Source organism: uncultured Ruegeria sp. (genome assembly GCF_947500045.1).
Classification (GTDB): domain Bacteria; phylum Pseudomonadota; class Alphaproteobacteria; order Rhodobacterales; family Rhodobacteraceae; genus Ruegeria.
Map to the genome: position 1 here is coordinate 121,421 of NZ_CANMQQ010000012.1, position 18,634 is coordinate 140,054.

At 56.9% G+C, this 18,634-nt stretch carries 15 protein-coding genes; 5 read left to right on the plus strand and 10 right to left on the minus strand.

The window, feature by feature from the left end; all coding sequences use genetic code 11:
* Window positions 1-5 precede the first annotated feature (5 nt).
* From Q1B46_RS17960 to cysQ, 6 genes are all read right to left on the minus strand, one after another.
* Window positions 6-1,706, minus strand: coding sequence for a beta-1,6-N-acetylglucosaminyltransferase (locus tag Q1B46_RS17960; RefSeq protein ID WP_299950149.1), 1,701 nt, complete (start codon window positions 1,704-1,706; stop codon window positions 6-8).
* Window positions 1,703-2,689 carry a glycosyltransferase family 2 protein gene (locus Q1B46_RS17965; protein ID WP_299950201.1) on the minus strand — a complete coding sequence of 329 codons (987 nt, stop codon included), beginning with the start codon at window positions 2,687-2,689 and terminating at the stop codon, window positions 1,703-1,705. Before Q1B46_RS17965 ends, Q1B46_RS17960 begins: the two co-directional genes overlap by 4 nt.
* 146 nt (window positions 2,690-2,835) lie before the next feature.
* A complete protein-coding gene (locus tag Q1B46_RS17970) occupies window positions 2,836-3,882 on the minus strand; it encodes a glycosyltransferase family 2 protein (RefSeq protein ID WP_299950151.1) in 1,047 nt (348 codons plus the stop codon).
* Window positions 3,879-4,862 (minus strand): UDP-glucose 4-epimerase GalE, encoded by a 984-nt coding sequence (gene galE / locus Q1B46_RS17975; protein WP_299950152.1) that lies wholly within the window; start codon window positions 4,860-4,862, stop codon window positions 3,879-3,881. The genes Q1B46_RS17970 and galE overlap by 4 nt, the downstream gene beginning before the upstream one ends.
* Window positions 4,859-5,659 carry a manno-octulosonate cytidylyltransferase gene (locus tag Q1B46_RS17980; RefSeq protein WP_299950154.1) on the minus strand — a complete coding sequence of 267 codons (801 nt, stop codon included), beginning with the start codon at window positions 5,657-5,659 and terminating at the stop codon, window positions 4,859-4,861. The genes galE and Q1B46_RS17980 overlap by 4 nt, the downstream gene beginning before the upstream one ends.
* Window positions 5,659-6,456: a 3'(2'),5'-bisphosphate nucleotidase CysQ gene (cysQ, locus tag Q1B46_RS17985; protein ID WP_299950156.1), complete on the minus strand. Its 798-nt coding sequence runs from the start codon at window positions 6,454-6,456 to the stop codon at window positions 5,659-5,661. Before cysQ ends, Q1B46_RS17980 begins: the two co-directional genes overlap by 1 nt.
* A 123-nt stretch (window positions 6,457-6,579) precedes the next feature.
* Here cysQ and Q1B46_RS17990 point away from each other — a divergent pair, with 123 nt between their 5' ends.
* A complete protein-coding gene (locus tag Q1B46_RS17990) occupies window positions 6,580-7,401 on the plus strand; it encodes an ABC transporter permease (RefSeq protein ID WP_299950158.1) in 822 nt (273 codons plus the stop codon).
* A 12-nt stretch (window positions 7,402-7,413) separates the two neighbouring features.
* On the opposite strand, the gene Q1B46_RS17995 is transcribed toward Q1B46_RS17990, so the two are convergent.
* The gene (locus Q1B46_RS17995) at window positions 7,414-8,016 is read right to left on the minus strand and encodes an alpha-ketoglutarate-dependent dioxygenase AlkB (RefSeq protein WP_299950160.1); all 603 of its coding nucleotides are present in this window, start codon (window positions 8,014-8,016) and stop codon (window positions 7,414-7,416) included.
* A 213-nt stretch (window positions 8,017-8,229) separates the two neighbouring features.
* Here Q1B46_RS17995 and dnaK point away from each other — a divergent pair, with 213 nt between their 5' ends.
* The 3 genes from dnaK to radC all read left to right on the plus strand — a co-directional run bounded on the left by dnaK (window position 8,230) and on the right by radC (window position 12,279).
* Window positions 8,230-10,137 (plus strand): molecular chaperone DnaK, encoded by a 1,908-nt coding sequence (gene dnaK / locus Q1B46_RS18000; RefSeq protein WP_299950162.1) that lies wholly within the window; start codon window positions 8,230-8,232, stop codon window positions 10,135-10,137.
* Between the two features lie 74 nt (window positions 10,138-10,211).
* Window positions 10,212-11,363 carry a molecular chaperone DnaJ gene (dnaJ, locus tag Q1B46_RS18005; protein ID WP_299661372.1) on the plus strand — a complete coding sequence of 384 codons (1,152 nt, stop codon included), beginning with the start codon at window positions 10,212-10,214 and terminating at the stop codon, window positions 11,361-11,363.
* Between the two features lie 160 nt (window positions 11,364-11,523).
* Complete coding sequence (radC, locus tag Q1B46_RS18010; RefSeq protein WP_299950164.1) at window positions 11,524-12,279, plus strand: DNA repair protein RadC; 756 nt, start codon at window positions 11,524-11,526, stop codon at window positions 12,277-12,279.
* A 3-nt stretch (window positions 12,280-12,282) separates the two neighbouring features.
* Here radC and Q1B46_RS18015 read toward each other — a convergent pair whose 3' ends face one another.
* The 3 genes from Q1B46_RS18015 to secA form a co-directional block, all read right to left on the minus strand.
* Entirely contained in the window at window positions 12,283-13,839 is a 1,557-nt protein-coding gene (locus tag Q1B46_RS18015) for a phosphate ABC transporter substrate-binding/OmpA family protein (protein ID WP_299950166.1), read from the minus strand.
* Between the two features lie 25 nt (window positions 13,840-13,864).
* A complete protein-coding gene (locus Q1B46_RS18020) occupies window positions 13,865-14,785 on the minus strand; it encodes a hypothetical protein (RefSeq protein ID WP_299950168.1) in 921 nt (306 codons plus the stop codon).
* A 102-nt stretch (window positions 14,786-14,887) separates the two neighbouring features.
* Window positions 14,888-17,605: a preprotein translocase subunit SecA gene (gene secA, locus Q1B46_RS18025; RefSeq protein WP_299950170.1), complete on the minus strand. Its 2,718-nt coding sequence runs from the start codon at window positions 17,603-17,605 to the stop codon at window positions 14,888-14,890.
* A gap of 176 nt (window positions 17,606-17,781) precedes the next feature.
* On the opposite strand from secA, the gene Q1B46_RS18030 reads away from it, so the two are divergent.
* The gene (locus Q1B46_RS18030; RefSeq protein WP_299950172.1) at window positions 17,782-18,630 is read left to right on the plus strand and encodes a peptidylprolyl isomerase; all 849 of its coding nucleotides are present in this window, start codon (window positions 17,782-17,784) and stop codon (window positions 18,628-18,630) included.
* The last annotated feature ends 4 nt before the right edge of the window (window positions 18,631-18,634 follow it).

Below are 18,634 nucleotides of genomic sequence, written 5' to 3' on the forward strand. Positions count from 1 at the left end.
AAGCGTTACTGCACCAAATAGGGTTTCTTGAAAGATTTGGCCTGCGTGCCGAATTCGTCGTTCACCGGGAAATCGCCCATCAAGTATGGGTGCATTCCTTGATTCTTGAGGTTTTGCAGGAATTTTCCGAACCCGGACAGATCAACCAGCGTCGGCGCTTCGGTCAAATGGGTGGGTTGGGGTGCGCCCATGTCTTCCAGCACGGTTTGCAGCTGTTCCATCGGGGCTTCCACGAAATCGGCCATCGTCCAGACCCGGATTCTTGAATTTGAGCGGGCGGTATCAAGCAGCTCAAGCTGTTTTGTTTCTCGCTGTTGCAAGCGGGCGGCTTCACACCGGATATCGGCAAAGTTCATGTTAGAGCGGAACAAAGGAACGGCCCACGCCCCGGTGATGATCGCGATATTGGCATTTTGGTCGCGCGCCAGAAATTCGCTGATCTGCTGGTTGTCCTGTGGCCCGAACTGAAAACACTGGCGTTCGCCGCGCGTGTTCCAGATGACATTCGACAGGAAGGCAGTTGGGTTATAATCGCGCAGCATGGCACAATCACTGAGCACGCCGTTCATCAACGTCTCATCCCCTGCGAATTGTGCCCTTTCAGGATGAAAAAGATGCCCGTGTACTCGCGCGCCAGTGGCATTTGCAAGCCAGGGCTCAAAGTCCTCAAACAGCTCGGAAAAACCCTGGAGTACGGAATATGGAAAGGCCGAAAGGCTCCGTTCGCATGTCGAGCGCGGGAAACAGCTTTGCATATACAGCCCGTCCCGTCCGCGCACGCGCCGCTCAACGGCTTTGGAAAAGACCCGGTCAATCTTTCCCGGGTTGGGCTCAGCAGGGGTCAACGCGCTGTTTTCATCCGTAAGAAAGGTTTGATACAGTCGATCCGCCCCCTGCCAGATTTTGCGCGCCACAAAACAATCCGACCGGCGCAGCAGTTGCAGATGGTCGTCGTAAAACATATGCGGTCGGCCCTGGTAGTCGAACTTCGACAATGTCAGCGACCGGCTCTCGATATGTGTTGAATAAAGCCGTGCGAGTGTTTGAAAATAGCTTTCGTCCGGTATCCAGACCTTGCGGAAATAGTGATCATATTCCTTGCGCTTCGGGTCCTGCAAAATGGCCGAAAGTGTTTGTCGGGTCAGGCACCACCATTGGCTGCCCATATGTGGTACCAGACCTTCGGGAATAGTGCGGCGCATTCCAAGGGCACGTTGAAATCGCACATAGGCGTCGAACAATCTACGGCGCTTGCGCCATGAAAACGGAAACCGAAGCGTGAACCGTTCAAGATCCAGCCCACCGATTGTCCAGCTGACATCCCGCGTGGTCGCGCTCTCGATGAAGTCGACGCGGGGACGATCAGCCAAATAGTCGATCAGCTCGCCCACGGGACGCAAAGGCAGGCAGGCACCTGAGGACAGGTAGACATGCCGGACATCGGGAAACTTTTCCAGTATCAGGGCAGCGGCGGATTGAGATGCGGCAACGATGCCCCAACTGCCCCATTCGCAGACATGTCGATCCGAAAACTGGATCAGGGGGTCATCGGCGCAGGCGGCGATAAACTTGGAGTAGGTCGGGTTGCCCACCTTGCGATCCACATGGATCACCACGGGGCAGCCCGAGGCCGTCCAGTGTCGCGCCACCTGCTCAACCCGATCCAGCGCAGTGTGCACCAGCATGACGATGCCCAGGCTGCTCATGCCCAGTTCCCCTTCGACATCAGGCCGAGGATCTCAAGCTGCCTCCAGTTGATGTATTTTTCGGACCATTTGTTCCAGAAAACTGGCCTGCTCTCTAATTGCTGGACATAGGCTTTGTATTCGCCAGAGCTTCGGTAATGCTGGTTGCGGTTCAATTCCTCGCGGGCCTTGTCGCCCAGGGTGTCAATCAGCTTTGCGTGCAGCAGCGCACCGCTGGTTTTTTCACCCCCACGTTCCTCATAAACCTGATTGAGACCGCGGGGCAGCAATGCATGGGTCGAGCTGACATAGGCGTACCTACGATGCCACTTCACCAGAGGAATCTTGTTCAGCGCGGGGGCTTTCTTGGGCGTTTCCTGAAAGAAAACCCGTGCGCGGGCACCACCTTGAATCCATAGGTTTCCATAGGTCGGATTCCGGGTGATCATGTAATTGCCCGAGTCGAACCAAGAAGCGATTTCAAAAGGATTCTGGCCTTCCTGATAGGGCATCTCTTCGATTGCGCCTTCGGGGTACATGTCGATCAGCATGGTGCCAAAGCTGCGCACGCCTGTGTCGTCCAGCCAGTCGGTCAGCGCCCGGATCGGGCGGGTATCGCAGAAAGGGTAGACAAAGAATTCATCAGGATCGACAGTTAATACCCAGTGCTTGTGGGCATATGTCCGCAGCAGATAATTTGACCAATCCAGCCCATAGGTTGCCTGCTTATAACCGGCATCGGTCCACCAAAGTGACACATCTGGCTGATCAGCCAGAAATTCACGGGTGCCATCGTCACTGTTGTTGTCAATAAACAGAAAGTGGTTGACGCCTAGCTTTCGATAATAGTCCAGAAAATAGGGAAGGCGGATACATTCATTTCGCACGACACTCATCAGCAAGACATCCTGTGGACGAATGCCCGAGGTGTTGTTCTGAACTGGCTTCAACTGGTGCCGTTTGCGCAGGCAACGCAAAAGGCGACGCTTGCGCCGCAATCTCATGCGATAGGAATCCAAAAGGCTCACGCGGCTGCCCAACCTTTTTTGATACGCGCGTCTGCCCGGGGCCGCCTGAGGCCTGAGTGGTGCCGGACATTATCGTTTTATGACATTTCTGCACCTTGTGAGGCAACGGGTTTAAATCCCGTTTACTTCCCCGCAGTGGCAGGAAAGCCGCCACTGTTCATCAGCCCTAGCTTCCGCAGCTGCCGCCAATCGCTCAGCTGTATCGAGGATGGCGTCCAAAGATCGGGTCGGCTGATGATCCCGTCGTAATAGGTGCTGAATTGATCGGGGTCGTGGAAATGCTGTCGCCGCTGTTTCTCGGCCTGCGATTTTTCGACTACCTCGGGCAGGAATTTCGTGTGCAGCAAAACGCCCGAGGGGGTGTTCCCGCCCGGCCCGTCATATCCAAAGTTCAAGGTGCGTGGCAGCGCGGAATGGGTGGAGTTCACGTAAGCCATGTGTCGCGACCACCGAACCAAAGGGATTTTGTTCAGCGTTGGTGATCGTTCGGGCTGCTCCGCAAAGAACACACGTTCGCGCATCCCACCCTGAGCCCACAGGTTTCCCATCGGCATCTGGCGCTGGGTGCGATAGGGGCCGGGTTCAAACCAGTTCAGAACACCGGTTGGATCGGACTGCGGATCATAGGTTTGTGCGCCTATCGGACCTTTGGGATAGAGGTCCAGCATCAGCGCACCAAACGCAGGCTGCCCGCGCGCGTCCAACCACGTGGTCAGATCACGCAGTGTATGTGTGTCGTGATGGGTATAGACCAGCAACTCGTCGGCATCGACCATAAGGGACCAATGCCCGTGGGCGTATTTCCATTGCAACCACGTCAACCAATCCAACCCGAACCGGGATGCGCGATAGTTGGCAGCGGTTTGCCATAGCGATACATCCGGCTGATCCAAAAGATACGGGACCGAGCCATCGTCGCTGTCATTGTCCACCATCAAAAAGTGATCAACGCCCAATGCGCGATAATGTTTGAAGAACCACGGCAAACGGGTGATTTCGTTGCGCAGAGTGGTGAACCCAAGGATTGCCTTGGGCTTAATCTGCTGGGTCCGGTTGCAAAGCGAGGTCAGTCGATGGCGGCTGCGAAAGGATCGCCACAAAAGCCGCTTGCGTTTCAGGCGCAGCTTATAACGCTGCACCCAATTCAGCGGCTGATCATCGATGCTCACTTTTTGTAGCTGCCGTTCTGATGCCAGCGCCAAGCATCGGTGATCATCGTCTCTAATGTTGATCTTTTTGCTGTCCAGCCCAGCTCGTCCTTGGCCCGGACGGAGCCCGAGACCAGCCGCGTGCAATCCCCGGCCCGGCGTGCGCCGACACTGTAAGGTACGGCGCGATTGGTGACTGCTTTGGAATGCTCGATCACTTCCATCACCGAAAAGCCCGACCCGGTGCCCAGGTTAAACACACGGCTTTCGTTGCCCTCTTCCAGCCATTTCAGCCCCAGAACATGCGCATCGACCAGATCACAGACATGAACGTAGTCGCGGATGCATGTTCCGTCTGGCGTGTCATAGTCGGTGCCAAAGACTGTCAGCCTGTCGCGCTTTCCGTCTATGGCATCCAGCATCAGCGGCACCAGATGGGTTTCGGGTCGGTGGAACTCGCCAACCTCAGCCTCGGGATCGGCTCCGGCCACGTTGAAATAGCGGAAGATGACATGGTTCAGCCCGTAGGCGGCCTGATAGTCGCGCAGAATATCTTCAATAGCCCGCTTTGAAGCACCGTATGCGTTCAGCGGGTGCTGTGGCGTGGTTTCATCCAGCACTACATTGTCATGCTCACCATAAGTGGCACAGGTCGAGGAGAAGACGAAATCCAGACATCCAGAGTCTACCGCCGCTTGAATCAGATTCAAGGACCCGGTCACATTGTTCGACCAGTATCTTCCGGGCTCGGACATCGCCTCGCCCACCTGACTGAGGGCGGCGAAATGCATCACAGCGGCGGGTTGGTACTTGGCAAACACCTCATCCAGGCGCGCGCGGTCCAGCAGATCACCTAGTTCGAAGGGACCAAATTTCACCGCGTCCTGCCAGCCCGTGACCAGATTGTCATAGGTCACCGGGATATACCCCGCTTGTGCCAGTGCCTTGCACGCGTGCGAGCCGATGTAGCCCGCGCCGCCGGTGACCAGAATATAGGTCATTCCAGCCCCATCTCAGCCATCATCTCTTCGATCTTGGCGACGTCCTGTGGGTTGTTCAGCTCCCAGAACTGGCGGCCTTTGGCTTCGACCTCGACGCACAGAACCTTGCGACCGTTTTCCATGAAACGTAGCTGCTCCAACCCTTCTAGCGATTCCAGCGGGCCACTTGGCCATGACGGATACGCCGCCAGTGCATCAGGCCGGTAGGCGTAGACGCCAACATGGTGAAAGACCGGGGTTGGATCGGTGCTGGCATAGATCTCGGAAGTGAAGGGGATCACCTCTTTCGAGAAATACAGCGCGCTGTGATCGTTGCCAAATACCGCTGTTGTGCCCCCAACGCGGCCATGTTTGCGGTCATTTAGCAACCCATTCAGCGCGTCGCCATCACAGCGCAGAACCGGGGTGGCGACGCCCGCCTCCGGTGCGGCACGCAGGCCCGAAATCAGGTCTTCCACAAACCAGTGAGGGGTCAGCGGCGCATCACCCTGAAGGTTAACCACGATTTCGTATCCACCGCCCAGCACCGCATGTGTCTCTGCACAGCGCTCGGTGCCGTTGCGGCAGGTGTCCGAAGTCATGACGACTTCGGCCCCGAAACCTTCGGCCGCCTCGCGGATACGGTCGTCATCGGTGGCGACAACCACACGATCCACACCCGAGGCGGAAATCGCGGCGCGCCATGACCGTTCGATCAGGGTCATGCTTGTCCCGTTGGCACCGGTCAGTGGCACCAGTGGTTTGCCAGGATAACGGCTTGAGGCATAGCGAGCGGGAATCGCGATCAGTACGGACATCAGGCTTCCTTTAGGTCTACGCCCGGAGCATAGGCGATGAAAAATGGATTGGCATAGCCGTCTTTGCCATAGGTCAGCGGTGAATGGTCGTCAAAGCGAACCACATTCCCGCCTGCGCCAGCAAGAACAGCGTGGCCTGCGGCGGTGTCCCATTCCATAGTGCGGCCCACTCGGGGGTAAAGGTCGGCCTCGCCCGTGGCGACCAGGCAGAACTTCAGCGATGATCCGGCGCTTTTGCTGTCGCGCACCTGATATTTGTTGATGTAATCCTCGGTCGCCTGATCCCGATGTGACTTTGACGCCACAATCAACAACGCCGAATTGTCTGGTTTAGAGACTGATATTGGTGTCCCCTGGCCAACTTTATCTTTGTCCAAAGCACCGGTTTCCTCAACCGCTTGCCCGTCGGCCCGAGTATAGAACATTCGTCCCCGCGTGGGAGCATAGACCACACCACGCGTCGGCACGCCATTCTCGACCAGCGCAATATTCACCGTGAAATCCCCACGCCGGTTGATGAATTCTTTGGTGCCGTCCAGCGGATCGACGATCAGGAATGTGTCGCCTTTCTTAGAATGCGAGGCCGCCTGTTCCTCGGTCACCAGTAAGATATCAGGGAAGGCTTTACGCAACCCGGCCGAGATCAGCGCATCGGCCGCCTCATCCGCCTCGGTCACCGGGCTGGAATCGGATTTGACTTTGACATCGAAATCATCCGCCTCATAGATCTGCATGATTTTGTCCCCGGCCTGCAGGGCCAGCCGCCGGATGACGGGTATCAGGGCGTCATAGGTCACAAAAATGTTCCGATCTTTTGGTTTGTTGATACAGGTTCAACACGGACTTATGATGCGGCGGATACGGAACGGCAAGAATTTCGTGCCATAGTCGCGGGTAACGCAGCAGAAAAGAGCGGTCGGGTGTTTCACTATAAACGAAATCAGTCACTGATAGGCGCGGCCTTCACAACGGCCGAGTTGATATTCCACGCGGTTGTCCGCAACATCCGGTCGCAGCATTCAAATGCAGTCATGGCAATCGTCATAAACATCCTCCAGGTGGTGGTAGTTGCGACGGCCTTCTATTTCATCCTGTCCCTCATGGGTACACGGATCGCCAAGATACGCGGTGAGTTCATTCTTTTCTTGCTGTCGGGTGTGTTTCTATTTCTGACGCATATCAAATCGGTCGGCGCCATTGCCGGTGTCGGAGATGGCAACAATCCCATGACCCTGCATTCGCCGATGACCATGTTGGTGATGCTGGCGGCTTCGGCGCTTGGTACGCTTTATACGCAACTTGTCTCGATCCTGGTGATTTTGTTTGTCTACAGCGTTGCCGTTTCACCGCTCGAGATTCAGGAGCCAAGTGGCGCCTTTGCCATGCTTGTACTGGCTTGGTTCACGGGATGCTCCGTGGGACTCGTTTTTTTGGCGCTGAAGCCGTGGTTTCCCAATACGGTGACCATCCTTAAAAATGTCTACCGCCGCATGAACATGGTGTTCTCCGGCAAAATGTTTGTCGGCAACGCCCTTGGTGGGTTCATGTTGACCATGTTCGCCTGGAACCCTCTGTTTCACATCATCGACCAATGCAGGGGTTTTGTGTTCCGCAATTATTTTCCGCGTAATTCCAGCTGGGAATACGCGCTTTGGGTGGGCATCGTTCTGACAATGATCGGCTTGCTGGCCGAGTTCTACACGCGCAAGCAGGTCTCAAAAAGCTGGGATGCGCGGCGATAAGTGCAAAGCGCCCTAAGTTGCGACCCGCAAGGTCAGGTTGATGCGCCCACCCTTTGGCAGCAGCTTGGATGATCCGAACCGGATGCGATCCACACCATGGTAGGTCAGCCTTGCCGGGCCCCCCATGATCACCACATCACCTGAACTTAGCCAGATCGATTCGGTCTTGCCACCTCGTGTGGTGTTGCCAATTCTGAAAAGCGCGTCATCACCCAAAGAGATCGACAAAACTGGCCAAGAGAAATCGGCTTCGTCCTTGTCCTGATGCAAGCCCATCTTTGTGCCTTCGCCGTAATAGTTGATCAGGCAGCAATCGGGCTGACGATCCGCGCCGGTCAGGTCCCGCCAGATTGACAGAATCTCCTCCGGGATCGCGGGCCAGCCCATACCTTTCGGATGGGTGTCCTGATACCTGTATCCCGCCCGATCTGTAACCCAACCCAATGCCCCGGCCGAGGTCATGCGCACCGACATTTCCTTGCCCGAAGGCGTGACGGGCCGATAAAGCGGGGTGGCCTTCAGAATCGGTCGCAGCAGGTCAATCAGAGCGGTTTGTGCCGCCGCATTCAGATAGGCTTTGCGGATATCAAATCCGCGTAAAAGCAGCCGCGTCATCCAAGAATCCCCAAACCTTGCCAAAACCTTGCCAAAAAAGGCCAAAGAATCCTGAAAACCTGTGTTTCTGAACGCTTGCAGGCCCCTGTTCTCGCCCTTATATACGCCTCGACGCGCGATGGTGTAGTGCTGTCGCGCACATCAATCGGGGATGGGATGCCGCAACGGGTCCAACCCTCGGAACATCGCCTTGAAGAGAAAGGGATTGAAAATATGGGAAAAGTAATCGGGATTGACCTCGGGACCACAAACTCTTGTGTGGCCATCATGGACGGCTCGCAGCCGAAGGTCATCGAAAACGCCGAAGGGGCGCGGACCACGCCCTCGATCGTCGCCTTCACCGAAGATGAGCGACTGGTCGGTCAGCCTGCAAAACGTCAGGCGGTCACCAACCCCGACAACACGATTTTTGGCGTAAAACGCCTGATCGGTCGTCGTGTGGATGATGCAGAAGTCGAAAAAGACAAGAAAATGGTGCCTTACGCCATCGTTGATGGCGGCAATGGCGACGCGTGGGTTGAGGCCCGCGGTGAGAAGTACTCCCCAAGCCAGATCTCGGCCTTCACTCTGGGCAAGATGAAAGAGACGGCTGAAAGCTATCTGGGTGAGGAAGTCACACAAGCGGTCATTACTGTTCCGGCATACTTCAACGACGCGCAGCGTCAGGCCACCAAAGACGCAGGCAAGATTGCCGGTCTGGAAGTGCTGCGGATCATCAACGAACCGACAGCGGCTGCGTTGGCCTATGGTCTGGACAAAGAAGAAACCCAAACCATCGCGGTCTATGACCTTGGTGGCGGTACCTTCGACGTGACCATTCTTGAAATCGACGACGGTCTGTTCGAGGTCAAATCGACCAATGGTGACACCTTCCTGGGTGGTGAAGACTTTGACATGCGCATCGTCAACTACCTGGCCGATGAGTTCAAAAAGGAACACGGCGTTGATCTGTCTGCCGACAAGATGGCGCTGCAGCGTCTGAAAGAAGCCGCTGAAAAAGCCAAGATTGAACTGTCTTCGACTTCGCAGACCGAGATCAACCAGCCGTTCATCTCGATGGGTGCAAACGGTCAGCCGCTGCACATGGTCATGAAACTGACCCGGGCCAAGCTGGAATCGCTGGTTGGCGACCTGATCAAAAAGTCGATGAAGCCTTGTCAGGCTGCTCTGAAAGACGCGGGCCTGTCGGCCGGTGACATTGACGAGGTTGTTCTGGTCGGTGGTATGACCCGGATGCCGAAAGTCATCGAAGAGGTCACCAAATTTTTCGGCAAAGAGCCGCACAAGGGTGTGAACCCTGACGAAGTTGTTGCCATGGGCGCTGCCATTCAGGCCGGTGTTTTGCAGGGCGATGTCAAAGACGTGGTTCTGCTGGACGTGACCCCGCTCAGCCTGGGAATCGAAACTCTGGGTGGCGTGTTCACCCGCCTGATCGACCGCAACACCACGATCCCGACCAAGAAGTCTCAGGTTTTCTCGACAGCCGAAGACAACCAGAATGCCGTGACCATCCGCTGTTTCCAGGGTGAGCGCGAAATGGCTGCGGACAACAAGATTCTGGGTCAGTTCAACCTCGAAGAAATCCCGCCCGCACCGCGTGGCATGCCTCAGATCGAGGTGACTTTTGACATCGATGCCAACGGCATTGTCTCGGTTTCGGCCAAGGACAAAGGCACCGGCAAAGAGCAGAAGATCACCATCCAGGCATCGGGTGGCCTGTCGGATGAAGATATCGACAAGATGGTCAAGGACGCCGAGGACAACGCCGAGGCGGACAAGGAACGCCGCGAGCTGATCGAGGCGAAGAACCAGGCGGAAAGCCTGATCCACTCGACCGAGAAGTCCGTCGAAGAGCATTCGGACAAAGTCGATCCGACGACCGTCGAAGCCATCGAGCTGGCCATCGCCGCGCTCAAGGACGAGCTGGAAACCGAGAACGCCGACAAGATCAAGTCGGGCATCCAGAACGTGACCGAAGCGGCCATGAAGCTGGGCGAAGCCATCTACAAGGCGCAGGCCGAAGAAGGTGATGACGAACCAGCAGCGGCCGACCAAGCGCCGGGCGAGGACGACATTGTCGACGCCGAGTTCGAAGATCTGGACGACGAAAAGCGTAACTAACGGGAAACCGGGCCAATTTGGGCCGGTCCGGTTGCCGGGCCGGCCCAATTACGTTGAGGCAGAAGGAAATACTGATGTCCAAACGCGACTATTACGAAGTGCTCGGCGTGTCCAAGGGCGCTTCGGCGGATGAGATCAAGAAAGGCTTTCGCAAGAAAGCCAAGGAAGTGCATCCGGATCGCAACAAGGACAACCCAGACGCCGAGGCGCAGTTCAAAGAGGCCAACGAGGCCTATGATGTGCTGCGCGACGCCGAGAAAAAGGCCGCCTACGACCGCTTTGGCCACGCCGCGTTTGAAAACGGCATGGGCGGCGGAGGGCGTCCCGGCGGTGGCTTTGGCGGTCAGGGCGATTTCTCGAGCGCGTTTTCGGACGTATTTGACGATCTGTTCGGCGACTTCATGGGCGGTCAGCGTGGGGGCGGAGGACGCCGTGCCGCGCGCGGCTCTGACCTGCGTTATAACCTGCGGGTTTCTCTGGAAGAGGCCTATGCAGGTCTGCAAAAAACCATCAACGTGCCGACCGCCGTTGCCTGTTCTTCGTGCGAAGGCACTGGGGCTGAAGGTGGCGTCGAACCTACGGCCTGCCCCACCTGTTCCGGCATGGGCAAAGTTCGCGCGCAACAGGGCTTTTTTACGGTAGAGCGTACGTGCCCGACCTGTTCGGGATTGGGTCAGATCATCAAGAACCCCTGTAAATCCTGTCAGGGCGCGGGCCGCGTTGAAAAGGATCGCGCCCTTTCGGTCAACATCCCCGCCGGTGTCGAAACCGGTACGCGCATTCGCCTGGCTGGTGAAGGTGAAGCCGGGATGCGCGGTGGCCCTCCGGGCGATCTCTATATCTTTGTCGAGGTGTCCGAGCACAAACTGTTCGAACGCGACAGCGTGAACCTCTATTGCCGCGTGCCGGTCAGCATGGCCAAGGCCGCCTTGGGTGGTTCGATCGAAGTACCAACCATCGACGGTGGCCGTGGTCGTATTCAAATCCCTGCCGGCAGCCAGTCCGGTCGCCAGATGCGCCTGAGAGCCAAAGGCATGCCTGCCTTACGTGGCGGCGGTGTAGGGGACATGTTCATTGAACTGGCGGTGGAAACCCCGGTCAATCTGACCAGCCGACAGAAAGAGCTTTTGCGCGAGTTTGACGATCTGGGTGAAGATAATAATCACCCGGAATCAAAAAGCTTCTTTTCATCCGTCAAATCTTTTTGGGATGGTATGAAAGGCTGACCCGGTTCAGCAAGGAGGGCTCTGCCCCCGCCGCCCTTTGGGCGACTCCCCCGAGATATTTATGGCCAGATGAAGCGGGGGATCCGTGCGTTGCCGATCCAGCACGCCGGGATGAGGCGCGTTAACCTCTTGGAAACCGATTCTGCGTCAAGGTGAGCCCATGACTCAGGACGCATTTGCCGAAGCCCCCATGCTGTTCGATACGGACGAAGCTCCGGCGCAGCCGCTACCGAGTGGTCGGTTACCCTCCTACATCAAAGATCATCGCAAGCGGCTGCGCGAACGGTTCATGGCGGGCGGATCATCTGCGATGCCCGACTACGAATTATTGGAACTGGCGCTGTTCCGGTCGATCCCACGACAGGATGTGAAACCGCTGGCGCGCGCCTTGATGGATGCATTTGGTGATTTTAATCGTGTCCTCACGGCGCCCGAGGAACGGTTGCGTCAAATCAAAGGTGTCGGGGATACCGTGATCACTGATCTGAAAATTCTTGAGGCGTGTGCCCATCGGATGGCGCGCGCGCGTGTGATGCAGCGGCATGTGATTTCGGGCTGGGATGCGCTGTTGGATTATTGTCATACGACGATGGCCCATCGCGAGACCGAGCAATTCCGGGTATTCTATCTGGACCGCAAGAACGTTCTGATCGCGGATGAGGAACAGGCCAAAGGCACCGTGGATCATGTCCCTGTGTATCCACGAGAGGTTGCCAAACGGGCGCTGGAGCTCAATGCATCGGCCATGATTCTGGTACACAATCATCCGTCTGGCGATCCGACGCCTTCGCAATCTGACATCGATATGACCAACCGGATTCAGGATGCATGTTCAGCGCTTGGGCTTACTCTGCATGATCACCTGATCATTGGTAAATCGACCGAGCTAAGCTTTCGGTCTCAGGGGTATTTGTGAGGGTTATCGGACCCAGACCTCGACGCGGCGGTTCACTTTTCGGCCCCATTCAGTGTCATCGCACGCCATTGGCATGGCCTCGCCAAAGCCCTCAACCGTGATCTCGACGCTGTCAGGGATGCTTGTTTCGATCGCCGCCAGCACCGCATTGCGTACGGTTTTGGCACGCTGCAGGGCGATACGCGTATTGGTGGCGGCGGCCCCTTCCCCATCGCTGAACCCAACAAAGGTCAGTTGACGCGCATTCAGCGTTCCGCTTTCAAGTGCCTGTGCCAGTTGCAGAATGTTTGAGCGGGACTGGGCGTCGGGCCGCGACGAACCGGGTTCGAATCGGACGGACAATGATAAACGGGACAGCGGCCTGAGGGTTTCAATCATGCGCTGCAATTCGTCCAAACCAACTTCGGTTCCGCCCGTTCTGATGGCGTTGGCCAGCCTATCGCCTTGAAGACCAATCGCGATAGTTTCTGGCGATTGATCGACAAACCCGGCTTGCCGTATGACCATCTGCGCCGCACCACTTTGGGTGAAGGCCAGAAACTGTCTAGCAACTCGGGGCAATCGTCTCTGCGGCAGATAGATAAACATCGGAGAAGTCAGCGGGTAATCTTCGGTCTTAACCGATTGTCGGGTGGCGGACAGGGCGTGACCGCAACCACCGGTCAGCGGCAGGGTACGCGCAGCGCCAGTTTCGGAAAGGCTTGCGATCCCAATACCGAAGGGATCATTCGAGACCACGCGCACCAGATCGCTATTTCGTTCATGGCGCCGGGCGTCGGCAGAGATTACCGCGTCAACCGGAGCCAGCAACAGATCTTCGACTGCTTGTGCCAAGCCTGATCCTGCCCGGGGCAAGTGCAGCGAGATCGGTGCGTCAGGACCGCCGAGTTCGGACCAGTTTGTAATTTCGGCTGCAAAGATCATCGCGAGATCGGCGGGGGATATCTGGCGCACCGGATTGTCAGCCGACACAATCGGAACCATTGCATCCAGCGCCAGAACACGTGATCGGCGCGCCTGCGTCAGATCTCCCAATCCGGCGTTGCGGGTCAGTTCCAGTTCTTTGGGCCGAACCTCGCGCTGTGCAAGCACAATATCCGCGTTGTTATTTGCCAGATCGGAAAAGCCCTGAGAGGTGTCGGTCGCGCGAAACGTCAACCGGGCCAAAGGTGCTTGGCGGTCAGGATGGTGCAGAACATATACCTGCAGCGCATCGGCGGTTTCCAAATGGGATACCGTCAGCCCTTCGTGTCTTGCAAAGCCTTGGGCAAGTGCGGGCAGCAGCGTTTCGGCCATGACGGATGAACCTGAAAAGCGAACCTCGGCTACGAAATCGGTCAGATTGGGGCAGGCGGGACCGTCGCAGGTGACGCCCGAACCATCGACCGTCAGTTCGCCAAATTGCGTTTCGACCCGGTAGAATTCACCGTCATACCCTAGCAAAGTACCGACCACTTCGACCTCGCCATCATGTGAGGTCAAAGTGATGTCTTGTGCGCGGGCGCCCTGTACCAAAGACAGGGTAAGAAGCGCGGCCAACACCGCACGAGGAATTTTCATTGTGGACCGTTGAACTGCCTGCTGCCTATTTTGCAGCGATTGTCAGGTCTGAGAACAGATTATTCAACACCAGAAAGTCGCCAACCCCGGCACAGTCGGGCATGTCCAGCGTCAGATCACGAGACCGCAGACGCTGATCCGTGCGCCATTCCAGCGATTGTACGTTCAGCGCTTTGTTGCAATTGGCGTCAGTGACCTCGGTTTCGACCGACAGCGTGATGGTTCCGTCTTTGGTCGCGGATTGAATAGGGAAGGAATAAACCTCGATGTTGCGCGCAGCGTCAGAACCACCCTGACCCAGATGGATCACCGAGCCCGCACCACCAGCATCGGACCCAGACCACACATGGCCTTCTTCCCCGTAACCCGCGCCGAATTCCAGCGCATGCAGTTGCAGATCTGTTTCGCCCTGCCATTGCAACGCGATCCGGTTGAAATTGTTGATTTCGGGCACATGCGTCGTTGCAACCGTGCCTTTGTCGTCGGGCAGCGAGATCAGAAAAATCGCGTATTCTGACAATGCCGGTACAGTCAGATTCAAATTGCCAAGCGCGTCGGTTTTGGTGCTAAAGACCAGTCCGTTATGATGAACATCGATGGTTTCGTTCGCGTGACACGGTGCCTTCACCCGCAACCGCGCATTCGCGCCGGGCACGGCCATGGCACGTGCAGTCAGGCCACAGGTTGACGGCAACCGGCTTTGTTCCGGGGTCGGCAACGTGGATTTGGGTAACACCTTGCGGCGTGGCTCTGTCGGAGAAGAAGAGGTCAGCACAACACTTTCGAGCCCGGCCAGGTCAGAATCCTGATCCGAGATCGACGCGATGCGTTCACCACTTGGCTCGGCACCGGCTTGGTGCGCCGATCCGTTCTGCATCAAATATCCGATAGCCAGAGCGCACACAACGGTACCGCCCGTGGTCACGTAGTTCTTTATTACAAACAAGACACCCTCCCCAGTTGAAGGAGCGAGTCGTAACCTGCCGCTGAAACACGGCCAATATGTGGCCGTGAGGCGGACTCATTGTGTCGGAAAGGTGGGGTGACGTTAGGTTAACCGTCCGTGGCAGTGCTTGAACTTCTTGCCTGATCCACAGGGGCATTGATCATTGCGTGACGGGTTCCCCCAGGTTGAGGGGTCATCTTCGACAAATCCCGGGCGCGCATCGCCAGACGCCTGCGCCTCGGCCAGTGCTTCGGCTTTATCTGTGGCTTGATCCACCGCGTTCTGCGATTGCGCCTGTTTCTCAGCCATCTGCGCCAGCATTTCCTTCTGCTCTTCTTCGCTCAGCGGGCGCACACGCGACAATTGCTGCGTTACGGTTTCACGCAACGAATCCAGCATGCTTTCGAACAATTGGAAGCTTTCGTTTTTATATTCGTTCAGCGGATCGCGCTGGGCGTAGCCGCGGAATGCCACAACCGAGCGCAGGTGTTCCAACGTCAAAAGATGCTCGCGCCATTTGCCGTCGATGGTTTGCAACAATACCTGCTTTTCGATGTTGCGCATGTTTTCGGGACCGAAGGCAACGGCTTTCTGTGCCATCATTTCATCGGCGGCCTTGATCAGACGTTCACGAATCTGTTCGTCGTCAACGCCCTCTTCGGCAGCCCAGTCCTGAACTGGGGCGTCGATGGTCAGTTTCTCTTTGACCGCCTCGTTCAGGCCGTCGGTATCCCATTGATCGGCATAAGTTTTTGGCGGCATGAACTCATCGATCATGTCGTCGACCACTTGCTCGCGCATATCTGACACGACATCTGACAGATCATCTGCTGACATGATCTCGCGCCGCTGACTAAAGATCACCTTACGCTGATCATTCATCACGTCGTCGAATTTCAACACGTTCTTACGCATGTCAAAGTTGCGACCTTCGACCTTGGATTGCGCACGTTCCAGCGATTTGTTCACCCAAGGATGGATGATCGCCTCACCTTCTTTCATGCCCAATGTGGTCAGCACCTTGTCCAGACGTTCTGAACCAAAGATGCGCATCAGGTCGTCTTCAAGGCTTAGGTAGAACACGGTGCGGCCTGGGTCACCCTGACGGCCAGAGCGGCCACGCAGCTGGTTGTCGATGCGGCGGCTTTCATGGCGTTCAGACGCCATGACATAAAGGCCACCTGCCTCCAGAACCTTTTCTTTTTCTTCTGCATGGCGCGCTTCTTCTGCCGTGCGCAGCTCGACCGGATCGGCATCGGGGTTTTCGGCCAGCGCTTTCAGAACCTGCATCTCGACATTGCCGCCCAGCTGAATGTCGGTACCACGACCGGCCATGTTGGTGGCGATGGTCACCGCGCCCAAGCGGCCAGCATCAGCCACGATCTGGGCTTCTTGTTCGTGCTGCCGGGCGTTCAGCACGTTATGCTCGATACCTTCCTTGGTCAGCAGCTGGCTGATCACTTCGGATTTCTCGATTGAGGTGGTGCCGACCAGAACCGGTTGGCCTTTCTCGCCTGCCTTCTTCACCTGCTTGAGGATCGCCTCATACTTTTCCATCGTGGTGCGATAGACCTGATCGTCCTTGTCGACGCGGGCAATCGGTCTGTTGGTCGGAACTTCGACCACGCCCAGACCGTAGATTTCAGCGAATTCCTCGGCCTCGGTCAGGGCTGTGCCGGTCATGCCAGACAGCTTGTCATAAAGACGGAAATAGTTCTGGAAAGTCACGCTGGCCAGCGTCACGTTTTCGGGCTGTATCTGAACGCCTTCCTTGGCCTCGATCGCCTGATGCAGGCCTTCGGACAGACGGCGGCCCGGCATCATCCGGCCGGTGAACTCATCGATGAGGATCACATTGCCGTCCCGGACGATATAGTCTTTGTCCCGTTGGAACAGCTTATGCGCGCGCAGGCCCTGGTTGACGTGGTGCACCACCGTGGTGCTTTCCGGATCGTATAACGAGTGCCCTTCGGGGATCAGATCAGCCGCCAGCAGCTGTTGTTCCAGAAACTCGTTGCCCTCTTCGGTGAAGGTTACATTGCGGGTCTTTTCATCAAGCGTAAAGTGCTCTTCTTGCAGTGTTGGGATAACCGCATCAATCGCGGTGTACAGCTCCGACCGGTCCTGCGCAGGCCCCGAAATTATCAGCGGTGTCCGCGCCTCATCGATCAGGATCGAGTCCACCTCGTCCACGATCGCGAAATTGTGGTGCTTTTGATAGACCTGCTCCAGATCTGCTTTCATGTTGTCGCGCAGGTAGTCAAAGCCCAATTCATTGTTGGTTGCATAGGTGACGTCACAATTATACGCCGCCATCTTTTCCGCATCGGGCTGGCCCGACCAGATCACACCGGTGGTCATACCCACCGAGGCAAACACCTTGCCCATCCATTCCGAGTCGCGCTTGGCCAGGTATTCGTTCACCGTGACCACGTGCACGCCTTTGCCGGTCAATGCGTTCAGATAGGCAGGAAGGGTCGCGACCAGGGTCTTACCCTCACCCGTTTTCATCTCTGAAATGTTGCCCTGATGCAGGAAGATGCCGCCCATCAGCTGCACGTCAAACGCACGCAGACCCAGCGCGCGCCGGGCCCCTTCGCGGACGTTGGCAAAGGCTTCGGGCAGCAGATCGCCCAGGCTTTCGCCATCCAGCGCCCGTTTGCGCAGCTCGGCGGTTTTCTCGATCAGTCCTTCGTCGGACAGTTTCTCGAACTCGGGTTCCAGCGCGTTGATCTGTTCGATCAGGGGGCGAGTCGCCTTGATCTTGCGGTCGTTCGGTGTTCCGAACACCTTTTTGGCGAGCGTTCCGAGTCCCAGCATGTTCACTCCAGCGGATCTGTTCTTGTCTTGGTTTTGACAGGCTTGCCCACCTTGCGCGCAACCCATAGATACGGGGGGTGAAAGGCGGCCCTGTCCAAGGCTTCAAAGCGATGTAAGCGGCAGGTTCTGAAGTGTCAACGCTGCGCCCTGTCGCGGCAAAGAAATAGGATGATTCCATGCCCAAAGGCCTCACTTTTCTGCCATCGCTGGCCCTGACTGCTATGATGGCACTACCGTTGGCCGCTCAGGACGCTCCGAATGCAAGCACCGTTGTCGCCCGTGTGAACGGTGATGAGATCACATTGGGTCACGTCATCGCCACAGCGTCAGCCCTGCCTGCGCAGTATCAGCAGCTGGAAGATGACGTGCTGTATGATTTCATCCTCGAACAACTGGTCCAGCAGCATCTGTTGGGTCAGCAGCAGGACGCACTGAACCCGCTGAACGCATTGCGCCTGGAAAACGAAACCCGTTCCCTTCGCGCCGTGCAGACGGTTGATGCGATCACCGCGGCCGAAGTCACGGACGAAGCCATCCAGGCCGCCTATGACGCGCAATTCGCCGAGTTCGAAGGCGAAGACGAATTCAACGCCAGCCACATCCTGGTCGAAAGCGAAGATGAAGCCAAAGCCATCAAAGCCCAATTGGATGATGGTGCGAATTTTGCCGAACTGGCGAAAGAGAATTCCACTGGCCCCTCAGGACCCAACGGCGGCGCGCTGGGCTGGTTCGGCAAAGGCCAGATGGTGCCCGAGTTTGAGGACGCAGTGCTTGGCCTCGAAAAAGGTCAGATTTCCGAGCCGGTGCAAACCCAGTTTGGCTGGCACCTGGTCTCGCTGAACGACAAGCGCAAAACGCAAGCCCCCGAGCTGGATGTGGTGCGTGAGGAACTGGCCCAGACCATCCGCCAGGAAGCAATTCAGACAAAAGTCGACGAACTGACCCAGCAGGCGACGATCGAACGCCCCACGCTTGAGGGTGCTGGCCCCGAGATTATGCGTCAGATCGACTTGCTGCAGGAGTAACGCT